Annotated in this window: 21 protein-coding genes; 15 read left to right on the top strand and 6 right to left on the bottom strand. The window is 44.1% G+C overall.

Annotated features, from left to right (window positions below; all coding sequences use genetic code 11):
• Window positions 1–2: 2 nt before the first annotated feature.
• Complete coding sequence (locus HFA01_RS13445) at window positions 3–950, bottom strand: nuclease-related domain-containing protein (protein WP_146817078.1); 948 nt, start codon at window positions 948–950, stop codon at window positions 3–5.
• Between the two features lie 118 nt (window positions 951–1,068).
• Between HFA01_RS13445 and HFA01_RS13440 the strand changes: the two genes are divergently transcribed.
• From HFA01_RS13440 to HFA01_RS13425, 4 genes are all read left to right on the top strand, one after another.
• Complete coding sequence (locus HFA01_RS13440) at window positions 1,069–1,746, top strand: response regulator transcription factor (protein ID WP_146817076.1); 678 nt, start codon at window positions 1,069–1,071, stop codon at window positions 1,744–1,746.
• Entirely contained in the window at window positions 1,743–3,101 is a 1,359-nt protein-coding gene (locus tag HFA01_RS13435; RefSeq protein ID WP_146817074.1) for an ATP-binding protein, read from the top strand. The genes HFA01_RS13440 and HFA01_RS13435 overlap by 4 nt, the downstream gene beginning before the upstream one ends.
• A gap of 27 nt (window positions 3,102–3,128) precedes the next feature.
• A complete protein-coding gene (locus HFA01_RS13430) occupies window positions 3,129–3,653 on the top strand; it encodes a PepSY domain-containing protein (RefSeq protein WP_146817072.1) in 525 nt (174 codons plus the stop codon).
• 88 nt (window positions 3,654–3,741) lie between these two features.
• Window positions 3,742–4,266, top strand: a complete 525-nt coding sequence (locus HFA01_RS13425; protein ID WP_167506237.1) for a PepSY domain-containing protein — start codon at window positions 3,742–3,744, stop codon at window positions 4,264–4,266.
• Window positions 4,267–4,348: 82 nt separating this feature from the next.
• Here the strand turns inward: HFA01_RS13425 and HFA01_RS13420 are convergent, their stop codons facing one another.
• Window positions 4,349–5,206 carry an STAS domain-containing protein gene (locus HFA01_RS13420; protein WP_146817068.1) on the bottom strand — a complete coding sequence of 286 codons (858 nt, stop codon included), beginning with the start codon at window positions 5,204–5,206 and terminating at the stop codon, window positions 4,349–4,351.
• A gap of 270 nt (window positions 5,207–5,476) precedes the next feature.
• On the opposite strand from HFA01_RS13420, the gene HFA01_RS13415 reads away from it, so the two are divergent.
• The 3 genes from HFA01_RS13415 (at window position 5,477) to HFA01_RS13405 (ending at window position 7,782) form a co-directional block, all read left to right on the top strand.
• Window positions 5,477–6,286, top strand: a complete 810-nt coding sequence (locus HFA01_RS13415) for a glutamine ABC transporter substrate-binding protein (protein ID WP_146817066.1) — start codon at window positions 5,477–5,479, stop codon at window positions 6,284–6,286.
• Between the two features lie 117 nt (window positions 6,287–6,403).
• Window positions 6,404–7,060, top strand: a complete 657-nt coding sequence (locus tag HFA01_RS13410; RefSeq protein ID WP_115822824.1) for an amino acid ABC transporter permease — start codon at window positions 6,404–6,406, stop codon at window positions 7,058–7,060.
• Entirely contained in the window at window positions 7,060–7,782 is a 723-nt protein-coding gene (locus tag HFA01_RS13405; protein ID WP_146817064.1) for an amino acid ABC transporter ATP-binding protein, read from the top strand. The genes HFA01_RS13410 and HFA01_RS13405 overlap by 1 nt, the downstream gene beginning before the upstream one ends.
• A 40-nt stretch (window positions 7,783–7,822) precedes the next feature.
• Here HFA01_RS13405 and HFA01_RS13400 read toward each other — a convergent pair whose 3' ends face one another.
• Together HFA01_RS13400 and HFA01_RS13395 are read right to left on the bottom strand one after the other, a co-directional pair.
• A complete protein-coding gene (locus tag HFA01_RS13400) occupies window positions 7,823–8,788 on the bottom strand; it encodes a sodium:calcium antiporter (protein ID WP_146817061.1) in 966 nt (321 codons plus the stop codon).
• A gap of 319 nt (window positions 8,789–9,107) precedes the next feature.
• Entirely contained in the window at window positions 9,108–10,301 is a 1,194-nt protein-coding gene (locus HFA01_RS13395; protein ID WP_307725372.1) for a S8 family peptidase, read from the bottom strand.
• 583 nt (window positions 10,302–10,884) lie between these two features.
• Between HFA01_RS13395 and HFA01_RS13390 the strand changes: the two genes are divergently transcribed.
• The 4 genes from HFA01_RS13390 (at window position 10,885) to HFA01_RS13375 (ending at window position 14,251) form a co-directional block, all read left to right on the top strand.
• Window positions 10,885–12,621, top strand: a complete 1,737-nt coding sequence (locus HFA01_RS13390) for a carbon starvation CstA family protein (protein ID WP_146817057.1) — start codon at window positions 10,885–10,887, stop codon at window positions 12,619–12,621.
• Window positions 12,622–12,682: 61 nt separating this feature from the next.
• A complete protein-coding gene (locus HFA01_RS13385) occupies window positions 12,683–13,048 on the top strand; it encodes a hypothetical protein (RefSeq protein WP_146817055.1) in 366 nt (121 codons plus the stop codon).
• Window positions 13,027–13,290: a cory-CC-star protein gene (locus tag HFA01_RS13380; RefSeq protein ID WP_146817053.1), complete on the top strand. Its 264-nt coding sequence runs from the start codon at window positions 13,027–13,029 to the stop codon at window positions 13,288–13,290. Before HFA01_RS13385 ends, HFA01_RS13380 begins: the two co-directional genes overlap by 22 nt.
• A 13-nt stretch (window positions 13,291–13,303) precedes the next feature.
• Window positions 13,304–14,251 carry an ArsA family ATPase gene (locus HFA01_RS13375; protein ID WP_146817051.1) on the top strand — a complete coding sequence of 316 codons (948 nt, stop codon included), beginning with the start codon at window positions 13,304–13,306 and terminating at the stop codon, window positions 14,249–14,251.
• 72 nt (window positions 14,252–14,323) lie between these two features.
• Here HFA01_RS13375 and HFA01_RS13370 read toward each other — a convergent pair whose 3' ends face one another.
• Together HFA01_RS13370 and HFA01_RS13365 are read right to left on the bottom strand one after the other, a co-directional pair.
• Entirely contained in the window at window positions 14,324–15,694 is a 1,371-nt protein-coding gene (locus HFA01_RS13370; RefSeq protein WP_146817049.1) for an MATE family efflux transporter, read from the bottom strand.
• Between the two features lie 17 nt (window positions 15,695–15,711).
• Entirely contained in the window at window positions 15,712–17,448 is a 1,737-nt protein-coding gene (locus HFA01_RS13365; RefSeq protein WP_146817047.1) for a glycoside hydrolase family 13 protein, read from the bottom strand.
• Window positions 17,449–17,711: 263 nt separating this feature from the next.
• Between HFA01_RS13365 and HFA01_RS13360 the strand changes: the two genes are divergently transcribed.
• The 4 genes from HFA01_RS13360 (at window position 17,712) to HFA01_RS13345 (ending at window position 22,461) form a co-directional block, all read left to right on the top strand.
• Entirely contained in the window at window positions 17,712–19,013 is a 1,302-nt protein-coding gene (locus tag HFA01_RS13360) for an extracellular solute-binding protein (protein WP_146817044.1), read from the top strand.
• Window positions 19,014–19,192: 179 nt separating this feature from the next.
• Window positions 19,193–20,458, top strand: a complete 1,266-nt coding sequence (locus HFA01_RS13355; RefSeq protein WP_146817186.1) for a carbohydrate ABC transporter permease — start codon at window positions 19,193–19,195, stop codon at window positions 20,456–20,458.
• Between the two features lies 1 nt (window position 20,459).
• Entirely contained in the window at window positions 20,460–21,299 is an 840-nt protein-coding gene (locus HFA01_RS13350; RefSeq protein ID WP_146817042.1) for a sugar ABC transporter permease, read from the top strand.
• Between the two features lie 124 nt (window positions 21,300–21,423).
• Entirely contained in the window at window positions 21,424–22,461 is a 1,038-nt protein-coding gene (locus HFA01_RS13345) for a LacI family DNA-binding transcriptional regulator (RefSeq protein ID WP_146817040.1), read from the top strand.
• Window positions 22,462–22,652 lie beyond the last annotated feature (191 nt).

The following is a 22,652-nucleotide window of genomic DNA, read 5'->3' as shown; positions in this document are numbered from 1 at the left end:
TTTTAGTAAAAACCTAGTAGATATACTTTCCCTTTATTGTTTCCGTATGTTTCTAAATTCATATCCGTCAAGATTTTTTTTGCTATATTAGGTGAGTTTATCAATAAGAAGTCTCTTAAACCTTTATTAGTAATCTCTGCTCCATTTAATAAGAAATAATCCTTCAAAGATGGAATATGAGCCGTTGGGTTTTTACGTCTGCAATTTTCACAACCCCAAGTCCCATGTAATCGGTGTATAGGCAGCTTTTGACAAGCTGTACAAAAGACGCCTTTCTTATATTCGTGACTTTGTAGGTGGAATAGCTCTGTATAATCTTTGTGGTAGTCAGAATGGCTATTAATCAATTTATCCGACACCAAATGGCTGCATCTATAGTCCATGCCATTGTGTTTTGTTGCAATTTCCTCTACCTTTTCCGGCAGAGCTTCCGTGCGGATTACGATATCAAGGGAAGGATCATCGGTATTTATCGAGGTACCAGGATGACTGTTGGCAACGAGGCAGTAAATAGGAATGTCGGGAAAACCTTTTGAATGAAGCCATTGCTGTAACTGTCTTCGATGCCTCCTCACTTGAAGGACAGGGTCAGAAAACGTTTGTGGTCCATCATCCCATGTTCTGGAAAGGAAGTTGAATCGTTGATTGTAAAACAACTCTCCTCCAATGTTCTTTGCTTCAACAATCAAAATCCATTGGTCCGTCAAAATCAGGCAATCGATTTGGAAAAAGTGGGTGCCGTCATAGAGACGCAGGTGATGAAAAATTCGGTAGTTTTCAGGGAGGTACGAGAGTGGGAAGTTGAGAGCGAGCTCTCCCTTGTGTCCGGAGAGGCGGTTTTTGAGGTGTTCTTTGACTTTTGGCAGTTGGGGATGGTTTGCACCGAGGCGTCGTTCTATTGCTTGCAGTTGTTCGATGTCTCGTGGAAATGTTCGCTGCTTAATAATCATGGCATCCGTCCTTTCTACTTAATAGTACGACAAAAGGACAACGATTCCTATCTTATATTTCAGGCCACTCCCACCCATATGCTAGAATGAATGCAACAAAACAAATGAGGGATGAGCATTGAGCAAACCTAGTATATTAGTCGTTGAAGATGAAACAAAAATAGCTCGAGTATTGGAGTTGGAGCTTGAATATGAAGGTTATCGTGTGACGAAAGCTCATGATGGCATGGAAGGTTTAAGGCTTTACCGTGAACAAAAGTGGGACCTGCTTCTTCTGGATCTCATGTTACCGGGCTTGAGTGGCACGGACCTTTTGAAAAGGGTGCGTTCTGACGATGAGAAGACTCCTGTCATTATGCTGACAGCGAAAGATGCGGTGAGTGATAAAGTGATGGGTCTCGATTTAGGAGCGAATGATTATGTAACGAAACCTTTTGATATTGAGGAGCTGCTGGCGAGGATACGTGTAGCTTTACGTACAAAGTCTAACCAGCATCACATGAAAATTGCTGACCTTTATGTGAATGAAAGAACCCATGAAGTCCACCGTGGGGAAGAAGAGATCGAACTGACGGCGAAGGAGTTCTCTCTTCTCGTTTACTTAATGAAAAACAAGCGACAAGTGCTGAACCGAGATCAGCTTCTCGAAGGAGTATGGGGCTATGAATATTATGGAGACACAAATATCGTAGACGTGTATATTCGGTATTTACGCAACAAAATGGATAAAGGATACGAGCCAAAGCTGATTCATACGGTCAGAGGAGTCGGCTATGTGCTGAAGGATCCGCGATGAAGCTCGGGAATCGGATTCAATTTTATACGACCGGTCTGTTCATTATCCTTCTTGTGCTGATCAGTGCGGCGGTTTATTTTTCCTTCAGTAAGATTGTTTATGACAGTGATGTGGACCAAACGAGACTTGAAGCGGAGCGCATTGTGACCGGGATCAATGAGCGTTCTGGTGATTCTCTGTCCGCCGACATCCTGAGGGCTTATGTTCCTGCCAATGGCATGATCCGGCTGGTCCTTCCAGACGGTACTTCGGAAGTCAGTTTGACGGGAGGGATCCAGGAGAACCTGATTGAACAAGCGTATCCATATGATGCAGGGGAAAAAACGGAGGTTCGAACGTACGAAGGTGTTCCTTATGCTTTTGTATCCATTCCAATCGTGTGGACAAACGGGGAAATCGTTTCTTTTCAGCTGACGAGAAGTCTGGAGGCCACGGCACAAAATTTAAATATTCTTAGAATTGTGCTCATCACCGTTGCTCTTCTCGCAATGATTCCGTTTTTCCTTTCATCAAGACTTTTAAGCCGGTTGATTGTCAATCCGATTCGCTCATTGATTCAAACGATGCAGCAAATTAGGGGTAGCGGTCAATTTAAAAAAATTTCTTATGAAGGGAAGTCCAAAGATGAGTTAGCTCAAATGGCTGACACGTTTAACAAAATGATCGTTCAACTTGAAGAGAATTATCAAAAGGAGGAGCAGTTTGTTTCTAATGCGTCTCATGAGCTGAAAACTCCGTTGACGGTGATTGAGTCCTATGCAAGTCTTTTGAAGAGAAGAGGAAAGCAGGAGGAAGAACTTTTTCAAGAATCTGTGGAAGCCATTCATTCGGAAGCAAAGCGCATGCGTGAACTTACGGAACAACTTCTTCTCCTTGCAAGAAAAGAGGAACACTGGGATGTGTCATTTGAGTCCGTCAATCTGTCCCAGTTACTGCAGACAACCGTCGCTTCTTTTGAAAAAGCTTATCAACGGAAAGTTGAACTTTCCTGCCCTCAAGAACTTCATTTAATAACCGATGAGCAGAAATTGAAGCAGTTGCTTTATATTTTCATGGATAATGCCAGAAAGTACAGTGAAGAGCAGATTAAGGTGAACGTTGAGAAGGCAGGAAATCATGCAGCCATCCATGTCGTAGATCGAGGAATCGGGATGTCACAAAATGATCTTGAAAAAGTCTTCGATCGCTTTTACCAAGTGGATGAATCCAGGACCGAAGGGTATGGATTAGGCCTTTCGCTAGCTGAAGAGCTGGCTCATGCTCTTAAGGCTGACATTCATCTTTTCAGTGAGAAAGGGGCGGGGACGACGGCTATGATTCGCTTGCTGCTCTCAGAGGATTCTCATTTTCAGTGAGTATGATGATATGGAGGAGGGAGTTTTATGGCTAACCGTTTCAAAGTGATGATTTCCATAGGTTTGCTTGCTCTCTTAATCATCATAGGGTGGCAGTGGGTGAACCAAAAGCTAAGTGCTGAACCGTTATCGGAATTGGAGATCCGTGAGAAAATACAAACGCAATACAATGGTGAAATTACAGATCTAACTTCTATGGAAGATCAATACCTGGCCACCATAGAACTAGAGGAAGGCATTTATGAAATGACGGTTTCAAAAGTGGATGGTCGTATTTCTGATATGAGGACGCTTGAAAATTTCAAGGACGACGAACCACCTTTATCCTCAGAAGGTCAGTCTGAAAATGCACAAGAGCCGCCGATTACAGAAGAAAAGGCAGTGACGGTGGCCTTGAATGAAATCGAAGGGGACGTGGATGACGTTGACTTTGAAGCAGAAGGCGATCTAGCTTTTTACCTTGTCGAAATCGAACGGTCGGGTGGAGAAGAAGCAACCATCCAAATCCATGCCCTCACAGGTGACATTATGTCCATCACTTGGGACGATTGATTTCTCATCAAATTCTCATTTTCCTCTTTCTTTGTTCTCATCGTGGGTGGATATAGTGATAGTAGAACAACGAAGAGGAGGATATAAAATGAAGAAAAAATGGCTGATCGGCGGTATTGTGAGTGTTGTTGTATTAGGCGTTGGAGCATTCGGTGTGAGTGCTGTTTCGGGAGATGATCAATTCTCTGAGAGTGAAGTGGATGTTTCTCAAAAAGAGGCAGAAGCTGCCGCTCAAGAGGAAGTCGATGGTTTGACGATTGAGAAGGTAGAAAAAGATAAAGAGGATGGAATATCCGTCTATGAGTTTGAGGGTCAGACAGAAGATGGCAAAGAAGTGGAAGTGGAAATAGACGCAAACACGGGAGAAGTTTTACAAGTAGAGCATGATGACGACGATTCCAATGAAACTTCAGCTGAAGATATGAAAGTAACAAAAGAAGAAGCTGAGAAAGTTGCGAAAGAAAAAGCATCTGGCAGTGAAATGAAAGATATGGAAATCGACGATGGACATTATGACTTTGAATTCCAAGATGAGGAATTTGACTATGAGGTCACTGTTAATGGCCAGACCGGGGAAGTCATTGAGTTTGAGAAAAAGCAATTAGAAAAATAACATAGAGGAACACCCTCAAGCTCCATCGGTCTAAGATGGAGCTTTTTCTATAGGGGCAAAAAACTCGCCCATCGGGCGAGTTTTAATGACTTTCTACTAGTTTGAATCCGATTGTTGAAAGAGCTGTCTGCAAATTCGGAACCGTCTTCGGTTTGGTTTGAGTCAGCACATTGGCTTCGATTTCTTTCTGGGCTATTTCCGGGGTAATACCGGTCAACATTGTGTCGATGCCCATTACTTGTAACGCGTGAATCAGCTTCGGTAACATTTCGGAGAAAAATTGGTCCCGAACAACTAATCCGGACAGGTCAAGCACGAAATAATCAATATCCTGTTCTTTTCCATAGCGAAGGACATCCCCCATCAATTTCTCCGCACGGCCTGCATCAACAATGCCCTGGATAGGTAGAACAGACACTCCATCAGTGATAGGGATGATCGGTGCATTCATCAATCCCATATTATAATGAGTCTGATCAAGTTCAATCATATGAGAAAGGACAGATGCAATGGTTTGTAAAAATTCGATATCTTCTTGGTTGAAATTTTTCTCTTCTTTATCCATCACACAAAGTGTACCGAACACATTCCCTTTTAGATCTTTCAGCGTTACACCGAGGTACCCTTTCACCTGTAAAAGGGCAGAAGCTTCCATTTCGCGAGTCAGTTTGTCTTCCATTAAATTGTTTGTTCTAAGTATGTGGTCTTGATCATTAATGATTAACCGGCAGTGACTTTCTTCGTAATCAATCGTAAATCCTTCAGGGACGATCTCCTCCTGCTTATTTAATGAACTCAGCACGGTCATGGAGTTTTCGCCTTTCATTGTGATGTAGGTCGTCTGGACATCGAGCCTCTGTGCGATGACCTCAAATATCTTTTGCGCCGCAGACTTGAGAGAATAATATGGCTCAGATCCAAAATGATTTTCTTCCGACATGTAAAACCTTCCCTTTCACAAAAGTAGGAACTATCCCCTATTATACCCTATTACCCTGTGAGACTGAGATTAATCCCCTTTTTTCTTAATTTTTTGTCGTAATCATTAGTTAATTGACAAAATATAAAGAAAATGTGAGCAATCATTCAAAAAGTTTAATAGAATCGCTATTTTCAGTCGAAAAAAGCGTTAAAAGTATTATTCAGAAAATTTGCAAGAGTAGTAAAATTTGAGATAATAGAAGTCACATAATAAAAGGGGGAAAAATGAATGAAAGCAAAATGGTACTTATTCATTATGGTTATGGCTTTAAGTATGCTTCTTGCTGCTTGTGGCAGTGATAGCGAAGCAGGAACATCCGGAGATTCCGAGGGGGATTCCGGTGGAGAAACATACACAGTAGCGACGGATAACAACTTCGTACCTTTCGAATTCATGAACGAGGAAACGGGTGAAATGGAAGGGTTCGATATTGATTTGATCAAAGCGATTGCTGATGAAGCAGGGTTCAACATTGAGATTGAATCCATGAAGTTTGATGGCGTAGTCGCTGGTATGCAATCCGGTCGTTATGACATTGGTATTGCTGGTATGACCATTACAGAAGAGCGTAAAGAAACCATCGATTTTTCTGATCCTTATTATGATGCTGGTCTGATGCTTGCGGTCAGCGCAGATAATGATGAAATTCAGTCTGAAGATGATCTTGCGGGCAAAAAGGTGGGGACTCGTTCTGGTACGACAAGTGAAACGTACATCAGAGAAAACCACCCGGATGCAGAGTTAATTACATTCCCTGGGATCGTTGAAGCTTATATGGACCTTGAGTCTGGTCGTTTAGATGCGGTTATGTATGACGTTCCTAACGTCCAGTACTACGTAGCCAATGACTCTGAAGGCTTAAAAACAGCGGGTGACATTTTGCAGGGTGAGCAATATGGAATCGCCTTTCCTAAGGATTCTGAACTTGTCAGCGATGTAAATGAAGCATTGCAGACATTGATTGATAATGGCACATATGATGACATCTACGAAGAATGGTTCGGTGAGCGTAAATACGGCACAGAATCTTCGGAGTAATAGAGAGAAGCTGATCAGAAAAGCGTAGCAAGTGATTGGCTTGTTACGCTTTTTTCCATGAATTGAATACTGGCATGAACCATAACACCATTCAAAACACAAGGAGAGAATACATATATGGAGTTCATTACGGAATCGCACTATTTTCGTGTCATGCCGTTTTTGCTTGAGGGACTGGTATGGACACTACTCATCACGTTCGTTGGATTAATTTTCGGATTCGTTCTCGGGGCCGTCTTTGGGTTTGCACGTTTGTCGAAAAATAAAATCATATACGGACTTGCGACGGTTTACGTTGAAGCGGTTCGCGGGACCCCGATTTTAGCACAAATTTTATTCATCTATTTCGGTCTATCGGATCTGACCGGAATCAATATTGATAAAATTACGGCCTCCATCATAGCGATTGCCATTAATGCTGGTGCTTACATAGCGGAAATCGTACGAGGAGCGGTTTACTCGATTGATAAAGGACAGGAAGAGGCTGGACGTTCGATCGGTCTTACAAGAAATCAGACGATGCGTTACATCATCTGGCCGCAAGCTTTTAGAAGAATGATTCCACCGCTTGGTAACCAATTCGTCATCAGCTTAAAGGATACGTCCCTTTTCTCCGTTATCGCTGTAGGAGAATTGCTTTACATGGGACAACAGTATTACGGAATGACTTTCCAAGCCTTCCAGGCATTGACGATGGTTTGTGTGATGTACTTGATTATCACGGTACCGACTGCGGTGTATTTGAGAAGAGTTGAAAGGAGACTGGATGTGTAATGATTACCGTCAAAGATTTGCATAAATCATTCGGTTCCAATGAAGTGTTGAAAGGAATCAATGCAGAAATCAAAGAGAAGGAAGTGGTCTGTGTCATCGGGCCATCAGGTTCTGGGAAGAGTACGTTTTTACGGTGCTTGAACCTGCTTGAAGAAGTCACTTCCGGAGAAGTCATCATTCAAGGCGACAACCTGACTGATCCTAAAATCAATATTAATGATGTACGCTCTCGTGTCGGAATGGTGTTTCAGCACTTTAACCTGTTTCCGCACAAGACCGTGCTGGATAACATTACAATCGGTCCCATTAAGGTGAAAAAAATGAAGAAAGCAGAAGCAGAAAAAGTGGCCCGTCCGCTGCTTGAAAAAGTCGGCCTGAGTGACAAAGCGGACGCTTACCCCGAGAGCCTTTCCGGCGGGCAGAAACAACGTGTAGCGATTGCCCGCTCACTAGCGATGGAACCAAGCATCATGTTGTTTGACGAGCCGACCTCAGCGCTTGACCCTGAACTGGTTGGTGACGTCTTAGCCGTTATGAAGGAGTTGGCACAGGAAGGGATGACGATGGTCGTCGTCACCCACGAGATGGGATTTGCCCGCGAAGTCGGGGATCGGGTACTGTTTATGGATGAAGGGATTATCATGGAAGAGGATGTACCAGATAATCTATTCGGTAACCCACAAAATCCTAGAACGCAGGAGTTTTTAAGTAAAGTATTATAAAAGAAATCCGCAGACGAAGATGTCTGCGGATTTTTGACGTTTAAAAAAGGAAATAAGAAGAGACAAAATACGTGACGACAATAAGAAGAGAAGGACCTGCATAGCGAGCGAAGCTCTCGACCTTTTTCCTCACCATCATGAAAATTGTCAGTACCATCATCCCGATGAATAAAAGGGCGATCGGGAGGTTGGTTCCTGATGTCGCACTCAGTATCGGACCGTTTTGATAAAAGAGGTCGGTGATGGCAAGAAGCTGCAGGTTGAACAAGTTGCTCCCTAAAATGGAGCCTACCGCCATATCGTAATTCCCCATTTTGAACGCCACAAGTACGGTGACAAGTTCAGGTAGAGAGGTGGACGCAGCAATTAAAAAGCTCCCGACGAAGCTTGAACTCATCCCTGTTTGTTGAGCTAGTTGGTCCCCTGTGATGGAAAGCGCACTTCCGGCAGCGAAGACAACAATGGCACTGATGGCAAAACCAATACTTGCCGCTTTCAAGGAAACATCCTTCCTCGTGGCTGCTGCTTCATCCATCTCTTCTGTTTCATCATTTTCAAAGAAACGGACGGTCAGGATGTACAATCCGACAAGAACGAACATTTCAATTCCAATGTTAAAAAGGGAAAGGGCGGAACTCATGGATAAGGACACGACCACCACTAATGTGAAAATGATCCCTGCGATCGCAGAAGGGAGATGCTGCTTAGACTCGATGCTGTTGAACATTTTGTGCTTGCGGTAAATGAGATCCACCGCGGCTAGAATCAATACATTAAATACGTTACTGCCGAGCATATTTCCCACCGCAATGTCGGGGTTGTCGATGTACACGGCTGTTAAACTTGTGGTCAATTCCGGTAAGGATGTAGCTCCCGCTATAAGGAACGTTCCGACCACGGCTCCACTCAGTTTAGACTTTTGACTGATGACATCCCCGTAACGGTTCAGCTGTACAGCAGCTAGTACGACCACAACGGCTGAGACTGCAAATATGATAGCGTTCATCGTTTTCCTCCTCTGGATTGAGCCAATAAAAAAAGACCTTGGCCCTATTTTCGTGCAGGCCAAGGTCTTGCGTACTATGGTCATAGTTTGGTGAACCGAGTGTTCGCACACTGAAATGACGATTCACCAACCGCTTTATACGGTCGCTACTCCCCTTGTTACTATTAATATAGCTAATTCTTGTGAAAAGGTCAAAGGAATAGTCTCCCAACGATGTAGAGGTTTTTTATCAGTGAGTTTGATGCTTTTATCAGTATCCTAAGACGCCCTCCCTGTATGTAACATAAAAAAAAAGCGGCCGGATGGCCGCTTTTTCAGATTAATAGTTTACAGCATCATAAGAATTGATGACACCGTGTTCGAAGTAGTAGCCCGTTCCGTAGATCGGATCAGCCGTTTGCTCAATAGCAGCGCGGATATTGCTATTGGAGCGCCCTTGAGATGCAAGCAATCCAGCCAGCCCAGCTACGTGAGGGGATGCCATGGATGTACCGGACATGTAGGCATATCCACGGTTAGGAACCGTAGAAGCGATGCTGACACCAGGTGCTGTTACATCTACCCATGTTCCGTAGTTAGAGAAGGACGCCTTATTGTTGTTGCTATCGACGGCACCGACGGCGATGACATTTGCATAGGAAGCCGGCTCAAACGTTGTGGATACTCCATCGTTACCTGCAGCAGCAATGACGACTGAACCTTTATTCCAAGCATAGTTGACGGCATCTTCTAGCGTTTGCGTGTCACAGTTACAACCAAGGGAAAGGTTGATGACTTCTGCTCCTACGTCAGCAGAGTAACGGATCGCATCAGCGATGTCATACAAAGAACCGCTGCCATTTGCATCAAGTGCACGGACGGCTAGGATTTTTGTGTTTGGAGCCATTCCAGCAACACCAGAACCGTTGTTTGTTTCAGCGGCAGCTGTTCCTGCAACGTGCGTACCGTGATTGTTCAAGTCCATTGGATCATAATCGTTGTCTACAAAGTCATAGCCTTTGATCGTTTTCCCATCAAGGTCAGGGTGATTGTAGTCGACGCCCGAGTCGATGATGGCAATCTCCTGGCTGCTGCTTCCGCGGGTAATATTCCATGCAGCCTCTGTGTCTGTGTTTTGTGGACCGTACTGGTATCCACTATAGTAAGTATCATTTGGTGTCCATGTTGCTTCGAAAACGTAGTTTGGTTCAGCATATTCGACATTTGGATTTTTGCTTAGTGCCTTAGCTACGGCTTCTACGTTTCCGACTTTAAGTACTTTTACTTTGGAATCCACGAAAGAACGTTCTTCCGTAACTTCTTTTGCCCCGAATTTCTTCAGTTGTTGGTCATTCAAGGACTTGCCGTTTTTGAATTTAACGACCACTTCCCCTTTTACAAACTCCCCTTTTTCTTCTTGTACGTTGACTTTGTTCAATGACTCCGGTTGAGAATCAGCGAACGCCTGCCCTGTTGTGGGCAGGATGGCTAATGTTGCAGCCAGTGATAGTGTTGCTAGTTTTTTGAACTTCAAATCTATTCCTCCTTAAAAGTTTATACTCTAGTAATTCTAATGTTTTCGCCGTTTTCCTTCAAAATACGGGTTGGGATAGTTGGATAGATTTGAGGCATTTAAAGGATGTTTTGCAGACGAATATTCCCAAGTTTTTGTGAGGTGATAGGTACTTGAGACTTATATATATGTAAGAAAATGATAAATCCAACTCAATACTCTTGTGGATAACGCTTACAGTAAATGTTTTGTGAAAGATTGTAAATAGGAGGCAGTTATCTACAAGTGTGATGACAATTGATAGAGTCATAAGAAAGAAGCTCCTTGCTTGTAATGGAGCGGACCATTTCAAAACTCAAATCCCCATGGTGATGAAGCTGCTGCTGCAGTGGAAATCGATTAGGCTTAGCTTTAAGAAGTGGATGGTTTTTCCTTGGGATCATTGACTTTACTTAGGAAGTGAAGGGGAGCAGGATCTTCTCTCTTTTTTTATTGATTATTTTCAGAAAAATCTGTATATCGCATTGAATTCAGAAAGGAAAGTGATATATAATACATTTAAATGTAAACGCATACATATTTTTGTAGATTGAGGAGGGTTTTTGTGAGTGGGATTTGGTTAGCTGTTGTTGGAGGTCTCATCTTTTTTCTAGGTTATCGGTATTATTCAAAATTCATTGCCGAAAAAATCTATCGTCTCGATCCGAACTATGTCACACCCGCCCATCAGTATAAGGATGGTGTCGATTTTGTCCCAACGAATAAATTCGTATTATGGGGGCATCACTTCACTTCCGTCGCGGGAGCTGCACCGATTGTCGGGCCTGCAATTGCCGTGTATTGGGGCTGGCTGCCGGCCGTGCTTTGGGTATTGTTAGGTACCGTTTTTGCTGCCGGGGTCCATGATTTCGGTACGCTTGTTTTGTCGGTAAGAAATAAAGGGCAATCGATCGGTACACTTGCCAGTAAATTGATTGGGCAAAAAGCAAAAGTGTTGTTTTTATTTATCATTTTATTGCTTGTCTTAATGGTAAACGCTGTCTTCGCCTGGGTGATTGCGAATCTATTTATTTCGTTCCCGGCGAGTGTATTGTCTGTTTTCATTCAAATACCACTTGCCATTTGGATCGGTTACAGTGTTTATAAAAAGCAGGGGAATATGCTGCTGCCATCCATCGTGGCACTTGCGGTCATGTATTTAGCGGCAATCGTTGCGAGTTATGTACCTGTTTTGCAAATCGATCTTGTCCGTTATTTTGGCGGCGAAGGTGCTTCCACTTTATTTGGTCTTAACGCGACCTCCATGGCCTTCTTCGTATGGATTGTCGTGCTGATGGTGTACGTCTATATTGCTTCTACCTTGCCGGTTTGGAAGTTGTTACAGCCGAGAGATTACATCAACTCTCACCAATTAATTGTAGGTCTTGGTCTTCTGTACCTGGGTCTGCTTTTCACAAACCCGGAGATTACGGCACCTGTGACAAACGCTTCTGCGGATACATCCTGGTTCCCGCTATTGTTCATTACAATTGCCTGTGGAGCGATTTCCGGTTTCCACGGACTTGTATCGTCGGGAACGTCTTCAAAACAGCTGAATAAAGAGACAGATGCTCGCTTTGTCGGTTATTTGGGATCTGTAGGTGAAGGAGCTTTGGCGCTTGTTGCGATTATCGCTGTTGTAACCTTTTTCCCTACAGCTGAGGAATTCACAGCGACTTACAGTGGATTTGCCGCAGCGAGTGGCGCTGGACTTGGCGTCTTTATCCAGGGAGCTGGGCAGCTTGCTTCTGGACTTGGTATTCCTGCATCTGTCGCAGCAACAATCGTGTCCGTCATCGTTGTCAGTTTTGCCGCAACGACGTTGGACTCATCGGTTCGTTTAATGCGTTATATTATCGCTGAACTTGGAACGGAATATAAGGTGACGCCACTGACGAAAACGCACGTGGCTACAACAGTCGCCGTCGTTTCCAGTGCGGCTTTGACTTTGATTCCACAAGGCCCTAAAGGATTCGGTTCTGGTGGATACTTGCTTTGGCCTTTATTCGGGACTTCGAATCAGCTTCTGGCAGGAATCAGTTTGCTGCTCGTTTCCATTTGGCTGAAACGTCAAGGGCGAAACTACTTGCCGACAATCATCCCAATGGTCTTCCTCATGTTCATGACGTTATGGGCTATGATTGATCAGGTGGTGACCGAGTGGGCCCCATGGAATGAAGGTAGTGACTGGATGCTGTTTACTTTCGGCGCGATTATTCTTGTGTTTACCTTCTGGATTCTCATTACGGCTGTTTCTGCGATTAGCGGCAATCGTAACGATTCTATTGAGAAAAGTGCGTAATCAAAAAAAGGAAGCCGGCTTTTGTCGGCTTTCTTTTTTCCTTGAAAGGAGAAGTGACAACATGAAAGAAATCATGATCATTCGCCCTGAGAAAGAAATTGGAATGGGATGTTGTGGAGGAATATGCAGTGATGACGATGGTTTCATTGACATGAAAGAAGAGTTTAAGCACCACGACCAGGACCGTGAAAAACTGGGAGAGTGGTACAGAGACAACCAGAGCGAAGGGATTCATGTAGATTTTGTAGATCCAAGGAATCTTCTTGCTATTTTCGTTTATTTTATCAAGCACGTAAAAGCGGGCCATATATCCATTTGGAGTGCTTTACGGTCAATCTTTTTTCGAATGCGATACAACAGCTTGTTCATTAATGGGAAATGGATAGAAAATAAGGAGGGAGAAGCTTGGAAAAAAAGTTTTCGTTAAAACGATTATTTGAATTTTATGATGAAGTGTTAAGCCTCCCTCACAAACAGGAGGTTGCCAGAGAACTAAGGGATGAGGACGATCTTTTCTTACTTCTCGTTTACTCCGATATGTTAGGGATTCCGAATCCGGCATTTTATTATACGTTAGAACTTTATCCGCACATCATAGAAAAGTTTCACGATTGGCATCTGCGTATGGGGATGGAAAAGTCTCCGCTGGATGGCATTCGTTGTTGTTAGAGGAGGAAGTAGAATGAAAGGTTTGCATGAGAATAAAGTTATTTTTGTGGGTGGAAAAGGGGGAGTAGGAAAGTCGACATCCTCTGCTGCCCTTGCTGTTGCGTTTGCGAAAGAGGGGCATCGGACTCTTGTCGTATCTACCGACCCAGCCCATAACCTTGGAGATATTTTTCATGAAAAAGTCAATCATGAAAAGACACCTTTAATGGAAAACCTGTGGGGGATTGAAATCGATCCCGTTCGTGAGTCCAAACGCTATATCGACGGGGTGAAAGATAACTTGGAAGGCCTTGTGAAATCAAAAATGGTTGAAGAGGTTCACAGACAGATTGATATGGCGAGTGCTTCTCCGGGGGCTGATGAAGCGGCTTTGTTTGACCGTCTCATCTCCATTATTCTTGAAGAGTCCGAGCACTTTGACAAAATTGTATTTGATACAGCTCCGACAGGGCACACGATCCGATTGTTGACTTTGCCGGAGCTTATGAGTGTTTGGATTGATGGGATGCTCGAACGCAGGAAAAAGATTAATGACAACTACACACAGCTGCTGAATGATGGCGATCCTGTCGATGATCCCATTTATGATGTGTTGCAACGTAGGAAAGAAAAATTTGCTGCCGTAAGGAAAGTGATTCTTGATCCTGCTCAGACAGGTTTTGTATTTGTGCTGATTCCGGAGCGGCTTCCCATACTTGAAACCGAACAGGCGATTCGTAAATTGAAACAGCATGACTTGATGGTGAAGACTTTGATCATCAATAAAGTGTTGCCAGATTATGCCGACGGTGAATTTCTTGCCAAGAGACGAAAACAGGAAGGAACCTATCTTGAGGAAATTAGAGGGAAATTCAAAGAGCAACAGTTAATTCAAATCCCATTATTTGAAGAAGATGTTTCTGATATGAACAAATTAAAAACCTTCTCAAACAACCTCAGTGAAGGAGTGAAGGCACGGTGATGTCTTTAATTTCCATTTTATGTATGACCTGGTAAACCATATATTACCAATAGAACGAAAGAAAGCGCACAGTCAGCTTGTATTTGCTTGACTGTGCGCTTTTTTGTTTGGCATGACAAAAGATTTCTTCAGCCATATCCTTGATTTCCATCTTCGCAGCATCAGAATTCCGCGCAGCCATTCGTCAATGATGAACCCGATCCAGATTCCGATTAAGCCATAGGCATAATGGATACCGAAAATCCACGCAATCGTTACCTGAATCCCCCACATCGATAATATTCCTACGATAACGGGAAAACGCACGTCGCCCGCGGCTCTTAGGGAATTGATGACAACGAGGTTGAAGGCTCGTCCAGGCTCCAGCAGAACCGTCAACAGTAACAAGAGGCCACCTGTTGTTAAAATAGCGGGATCGTCTGTAAACAGTCCCAGCAGAAAATCGCTGGAAAAATAGAATACGATGGCAACAGATAATGAGATGACAATGGCTAACTGTAAGCTCCGGATACATTGCCGGTAAGCTTTCTCCGTCTCTTTTGCGCCGATGTGATGGCCAATCAATATTTGCGTCCCCTGCCCGATAGCGATGGAGCACAAGAATATGAACATCATCAAGTTTTGAGCATAGACTTTCGTCGTAATCGCGGTCGCTCCCATTTGAGCGACAAAATAAGTGATGGCCATCTGACTGGCATTGTAGGAAAGCTGTTCGCCTGCAGATGGCACGCCGATGTGGAGCAGGTTTTTAAGGTGTGCTTTTTCATAGTGGTAAAAAGAGCGCCATGGCAGATTCCCGGATACACGCTTGATCATCAACAAAAGGAGAACGAGAAAGCCGGAAGCTCTCGAGATTGCTGTCACATAAGCGACACCTTCTACTCCAAAAACAGGAAGACCGAATGGCCCGAAAATGACAAAGTAGTTGCCGATGACATTCAGGATATTCATGCCAATCGTGACATACATCGGGTCTTTCGTGTGGCCGTAACTTCTTAAAAGCGCGCCGATCGTCATAAGCATTGCTTGGACGAAAATAAGTCCGCCGACAATGTTCATGTAGTCCATTGCATCTCCCATCAAGGAAGAAGGCAAGTCCATCACATTCAGGATCTGTTCGCTGAATATAAACAGGCCGAAGCTAAGAAGAAGCGAAAACCATAAGTTTACACTAATGGACGTGACTGATATGCTTCCCGCCTCTTTCTTTTGTCCGGCACCGAGATTTTGTGCAACTAAGATGGCCGCTCCCGTCGCGACAAACCCAAACATGACGATTACGACGGAAAGAATTTGATTCGAGACTCCGACGGCCGCTACGGCATCGTCGGAGTACTGACTGAGCATGAGTGTATCGGCGTTGCCCATTAACATATGGAGCAGGACTTCAATGAAAATCGGCCATGTCAGAGCGAACAGGGTCATTTTTTTAGCTTGAGTCATGGAAAGACTCCTCTACATTACTTTTTCTCCAAAATCAAATATCCAGATGGACTTACGGTTGCTCTTTCGGCATTGACTGTCGTTTGTTGATTATGATCAACGATCCTTGATGATGATACATCCTCTAATGAAACGGAGTGGGAGGAAGTGTTGATCAGGAACAACAAGGACTGCTTGTCGGATTCCTTTTCGTAGGCAAGTAGATTTTTTCCGTCATCGACAAATGAAAATCGACCGTCATTTCCAAAAGCAGGCTCTGTTTTACGGAGGGCAATCATTTTCTGTATAAACGAAAACAACTCCTGATCTTGATCCTCTTCTTCCCAGATCATACATTTACGACAGCCGGGGTCCTGCCCACCCGTCATCCCGATTTCATCCCCATAATAGATGCATGGAGTCCCTTCATAAGAGAGCTGGAAGAGGTACATCAATTGAGCTGCTCGCTTATCCCCATCAGCATAAGTGAGGACCCTCGGCGTATCGTGGCTGTCCAGAAGATTGAACGCGACTTCATTCACGGATACAGGATACATGTGCTGCACATGGGACAGCTGATTTTTGAACTGCTCCATCCCGATTTTCTTCTTAGCAAAAAAGTCGATAACCGCGTTTGTGAACGGGTAATTCATGACCGCATCGAATTGATCGCCTTGCAGCCACGGCATTGAGTCATGCCAGATTTCACCGAGGATATAGGCGTCTGCCTTTGCTTCCTTGACGGTTTGGCGGAACTCTCTCCAAAAGGCATGATCCACTTCATTCGCCACATCCAGCCTCCAGCCATCGATATCAAACTCTTCAATCCAGTAACGGGCTACTTTCAGTAAGTAATTTTTGACCTCAGGGTTCTCGGTGTTTAGTTTCGGCATAGTGGACACATAGGCGAATGCATCATAGTTCGGCATTGGCTCTGTAACGACCTCATCTTCTCTTAAATGGAACCACTCTGCATATTCGGAATCGATCCCATTTTTCAACACGTCTTGAAAAGGTTCGAAATAATAACCGCTATGATTGAAGACGGCGTCCAACATGACGCGAATGCCTCGTTTATGGCATTCTTTCACGAGCTTGCGGAAAGTTTCCTTATCACCGAATTGCGGGTCAATCTCCATATAGTCAATCGTGTCATATTTATGGTTGGAGTGAGCTTTGAAGATCGGCGTAAAGTAAATCCCGTTGATGCCGAGTTTTTCCAGGTGATCAAGGTGGTCAATGACTCCTTGAAAATCGCCTCCAAAGAAGTTTGTCGGTGATGGAGCTTTACTTCCCCACGGCAACGTTTCCTCAGGATCCAGGGTGGGATCCCCGTTGGCGAACCGTTCAGGGAAGATTTGATACCATACTGTATCTTTCACCCATTCAGGTGGCTGGAATACATCGACGCTGTTCAAAAACGGGAAGCAGAAGTGGTAGGCCGTATCGTCTAATGGAACTTCGTCATAAAAGCCTTTTTCAGTAAACACGGTTTGCTCTTTTCCGTCTTGCAGTAGAAAGGAGTAACGGAGTCTGCGGTACGGAGGTTCTAACGTTGTAAACCAATAGTCAAAAAGTTCATCAGACCCGGATTTTTGCATCGGCTTTTGTTCGGTCTGCCAATGTCCATCCGCCCAGTTGTAAGGATCCCCGTGAATAAGCTGGACAGCATCGATATCCTCTTTTTTGGTTCGTAAACGAATGTGAAGGGTTTTCTCATCATACGCGTAAGCATAATTATTTTTCGGTCTGTGGTGCACGGCTTCTTTAAACATGGATCTCCATCCTTTCTGAACAATCGTTTGCACATAAAAGTACGTTTCTACTAAATAAAACTATAGAAGAAATAGAGGGAAGTCAATGAAAATATGAAAGCGTTAACGTGCTGTTATAGATAGTGAGACAATCATTTAATATTTTTAAGAAAACGCTTGCAAATCTATTTTTAGTTTGTATAATAAGAATCAAGATGTGTGCAATCGGTTTCACTAAGATTGCGTGACATATCCATTTAGGAAACTATTAGGGGGAGTTAAGTATGAAAAAGTGGTTGAGCTTATTGTTTATCGCTTTTCTTACGGTCGCGATGCTGGCGGCATGTGCGCCGGATCGTGAAGAGGAAGCGAGTGGAGGAGAGTCTAGCAGTGATGATGCATCTTCTGAAACGTCAGAAGACGGCATGCCTGAAAAACCTGAAAAGCTGGTCGTTTGGGAAGATAAAGAAAAAGGTGTCGGCCTTGAGCCTGCGATTGCTAGTTTCGAAGAGGAACACGGCATTGAGGTTGAATTCAAAGAATTAGATATGGCAACGAAAATGGGAGAACAGCTTCGTCTCGACGGACCGGCTGGGACAGGCCCTGACGTTTTGACATTGCCACATGATCAGATCGGTCAAATGGCTATTGAAGGACTGCTTTCTCCGATTGAAGTGGACAGTTCTGTGACAGATCTTTATACAGAAGCTTCCATTCAAGCACAAACATACGATGGAAACCTATACGGACTTCCAAAGTCTACAGAAACTCCGGTTTTCATTTATAACAAAGAACATATGACAGAAGTACCTGAAAACTTTGATGAGCTATTCGAGTTCTCCAAAGAATTTAATAATGGCGATCAATATGGTTTCTTAGCTCTATGGGATAACTTCTACTTCGGTAACTCCGTCCTTGCTGGTTACGGTGGGTACGTATTCGGTGAAGAAGGTGGAGCTTTGAATCCTCAAGACCTTGGATTGAGTAACGAAGGCGCTGTCGAAGGTGCCCAGTACATCCAAAAATGGTATGAGGAAGTCTTCCCATCCGGAATAATTGGTGAGAGCGGCGGTTCTGCAAAAGATGGCCTTTTCCAAGAAGGAAACGTTGCTGCTATGATGGACGGCCCATGGGCTTACCAAGCATTGAATGAAGCAGGAATCGACTATGGTGTTGCACCACTTCCGAAACTTCCGAATGGGGAATACCCGCAAACATTCGTTGGTGTCAAAGGCTGGCATTTGTCTGCTGCTTCTGAAAATAAAGAGTGGGCGACAGAGTTGATCAAATGGATCACGAACGAAGAAAACGCGAAAATTCGTTATGAAGAAACCAATGAAATTCCTCCAGTGAAGTCCTTGATTGAGGATCCGATCATTGCGGATAACGAAAAAGCACGTGCGGTTGCTGTTCAATCTGAGCGCGCGGTTCCAATGCCGAACATTCCTCAAATGGGAGAAGTTTGGGAGCCGATGGCACAAGCCTTGCAGGTCGTTGCGACAGGTAAAGCTGAGCCTGAAGAAGCGTTGACGGAAGCACAGGAAACCATCAAAACACAAATTGAGTTGAATCACTCAGGAAACTAAGATCGGGCAGAGCCATACCCGTCTGTCGGGTATGGCTTTTCCTTATCAATGAAACGTCTTATAAAAGTGCTGGATAGTTAGAAAGGAGATTGAACATGGGGGAACGTCAACCGAAGTCCAACTATGAGGGGAAAGACCATCGTCCATCGAAGAAAAATAAAAAACTAGATCCTCATGGGATGACCAATCACCGTAAGATTGCTTTAGCGCTCTCGATCATTCCTGGTTTTGGACAGTTTTATAACAAACAGTGGCTCAAAGGTTCTGCTTTTTTCATTTTAATGGCCTCTTTTTTCATAGCCTTTTCCGACTTGCTTCAATTCGGATTTTGGGGTCTATTTACGCTTGGAACCGATCCCAATTACGATCATTCCATCGTGTTGCTCGTAGAAGGAATACTGACTCTGATCGTCACCATTTTGGGATTAGGCGTCTATGCGTTTAACTTAAGAGATGCTTTTAAAGTGGGAAAACAAAGAGATCTTAACGAAGAACCGAACTCTATCAGGCAACAGTATCAAAACCTGGTAGGTGGAGGGTTCCCTTACCTGATGATGACGCCAGGTTTTCTCTTACTTGTTTTCGTTGTTATTTTTCCGATTTTATTTGTTGTTCTACTATCATTTACGAACTACGATTTGTATCACTCACCGCCTGCGAACCTCGTGGACTGGGTGGGGTTCCAGAACTTTATCGAGATTTTCAACATTCCGATCTGGCGTGATACGTTCTTTAGTGTATTGGCCTGGACGGTTATTTGGACGTTTGGTGCTACGACTTTGCAAATTGCGCTCGGTATTTTCCTTGCTGTATTGATGAACCAGAAGGGAATCATCCTTCAAAAGACCATCCGTACGATTTTCATTTTGCCTTGGGCGGTGCCTGCGTTCGTATCTATTCTAGTTTTCGCTGGAATGTTCAACGAAACGTTCGGGACCATCAACCGCGATATCCTGGCTGCCTTTGGGCTTGGGGATATCCCTTGGCTGACAAACCCGACGTACACGAAAATCGCGTTGATCATGATCCAGACGTGGCTTGGGTTCCCGTTCATTTTTGCGATGGTTACGGGTGTATTGCAGTCGATTCCTAATGAATTGTACGAAGCGGCGGATGTCGACGGCGCGTCCATTTTCCAGAAATTCAGAAGCATTACGCTGCCGCTCGTGTTGTATGCAACAGCACCAATCATGATTACTCAATATACGTTCAACTTCAACAACTTTAATGTCATCTTCCTCTTCAATGGAGGAGGTCCAGCTGTTCCGAACCAGAATGCGGGGGGAACGGATATCTTGATTTCCTGGATCTACAACTTGACGATGACATCTGCCCAATACGGAAAAGCGGCAGCGATTACGATGATCCTGTCCTTGATCGTTATTACCGTAGCCTTGTGGCAGTTCAGAAGAACGAAATCATTCCAAGAAGAGGATATGATGTAATATGAAAAATAACAAACGCATCCTACAGCTGACGTTTTCGTATATTGTGATTCTGGCTATGATTACGATTATCCTATACCCGATTTTATGGATTGTCGGATCATCCTTTAACCCGGGGAACAGTTTGTCAGGCTCCTCGATCATTCCTGAAAATGCAACGTTGAAACACTATAAAGAATTGTTCGACCCGGCACAGAGCGACTATCTGATCTGGTATTGGAACACGATTAAAATCTGTGTTCTTACAATGCTGTTCTCCGTTGCACTCGTGTGTATGACGGCTTATTCATTCTCAAGGTTCCGTTTCGTTGGTCGTAAAAATGGTTTGATGACCTTCTTGATTCTGCAAATGATTCCGAACTTTGCTGCCTTGATTGCCATTTATGCGTTGGCGAACTTGACGGGCTTGCTTGATACCCACCTTGCGTTGATTCTCGTTTACACAGGTGGCGCGATTCCGATGAATACGTACTTGATGAAAGGGTATCTGGATACCATTCCGAAAGAGCTGGACGAATCGGCTCGAATGGACGGTGCAGGGAACTTTCGTATTTTCTGGCAGATCGTCATGCCACTTGCGAAGCCGATGATTGCGGTCATCTGTCTGTTCACTTTTATTACACCGTTCACAGACTTTATCCTGGCACGTATCCTACTACGCTCGGAAGATAAATTTACACTCGCGGTAGGACTTTATGAAATGATTGCCGATCAGTTCGGAAATGAATTCACATTGTTCGCTGCCGGTTCTGTATTGATTGCCGTACCGATTTCACTGCTTTTCTTATCCTTGCAGAAATATTTTGTTGCTGGATTGACAGCAGGGGGGACAAAGGGATAACCTTGAAGACATATGTATGGAAGGAGAAGCGGAGCAGCCCTCCGGTTCTCCTTTTTTAATAAAAGAGAGATGAAAGCGTCCTCATGATACAATGAACATAGTATGTAAATAGAAGGTGAAAGTTATGGCGGTAACCATTAAAGAAGTGGCCAAAGCGGCAGGGGTAGCTCCTTCAACCGTATCCCGTGTCATTGCAGACCACCCTAGAATCAGCCCAGCCACGAAAAAACGTGTAAAAAAAGCCATGAAAGAGATGGGGTATCATCCGAATGCCAATGCAAGGAACCTGGCGAACCGTTCCACACAATCGCTTGGGGTCGTGATGCCTTCGAGTGCGGATAAAGCCCTCCAAAACCCATTCTTTCCTGAGGTTTTGCGTGGAATCAGTGCGGTCGCTCATGAACTTGATTACTCCATGCTCTTATGTACAGGAGAAACAGACGAAGAAATGCTTGAGGCCGTCAAGCGTATGGTGTTCAGTCATCGTACCGATGGCATCATCCTTCTTTATTCACAAGTGGATGATCCGATCATGGAATTTTTGCTGGAACAGAATTTTCCTTTTGTGATCGTCGGAAAACCGGCGACTCGTGTGGATGAAATCACGCACGTGGATAACGATAATATCCGGGCCGGCAAAGAAATTACCAATCACCTGATTGATATTGGACACGAATGTATTGCATTCATCGGTGGTTCCGAGGATCGTATTGTAACCATTGATCGTATGCGCGGGTATGAACTGGCTTTAGAAGAGGCAGGCTTGCCGTACTTGGATGAGTACCGGATCCATACCGAATTCCTGAAATCCGGTGGACGTCAGGCGGTTCATGAATTGTTCGCCCTTCCTAAACCACCGACAGGCATTGTGATCGCCGATGATCTCATGAGTATCGGTGTGGTGAACATGCTCGAGGAATTCGGGAAGCGCGTACCTGACGATATATCGATCGTCAGTTTCAACAATGTGTATTTATCAGAAATTACTCGTCCTCCATTGACGACTGTTGATATTCACATTCATGGCCTAGGCAGCCAGGCGGCTAAATGTCTGATCGAAAAAGTGAAAAACAAAGAGGAACCAGCGAAGCGGATCATCGTGCCCTTCGATATCAAATATCGTTCCTCAACGAAAGAAATCAAACCACAGCTGGAAGGCTAACCTTCCAGCTGTGGTTTTTTTATGTGGCATGAATTGAGGGAGATAAGGAAATGTGAGGGGATGTAAAAAAATGTAAGACCTGGTCACCTATTTTTTGGGTGACTAGTTCTTACATTTTCTACCAAACACCAAAAAAAGATGAAATGTTTAGGGCGTTTTTTTCGTCTTGTATGTAGAAGGTGAACAAGAAG

Source organism: Halobacillus faecis (genome assembly GCF_007991335.1).
GTDB lineage: Bacteria > Bacillota > Bacilli > Bacillales > Halobacillaceae > Halobacillus > Halobacillus faecis.
Note: the sequence above shows the minus strand (reverse complement) of the source record. Positions and strands in the feature narration are given on the sequence as shown.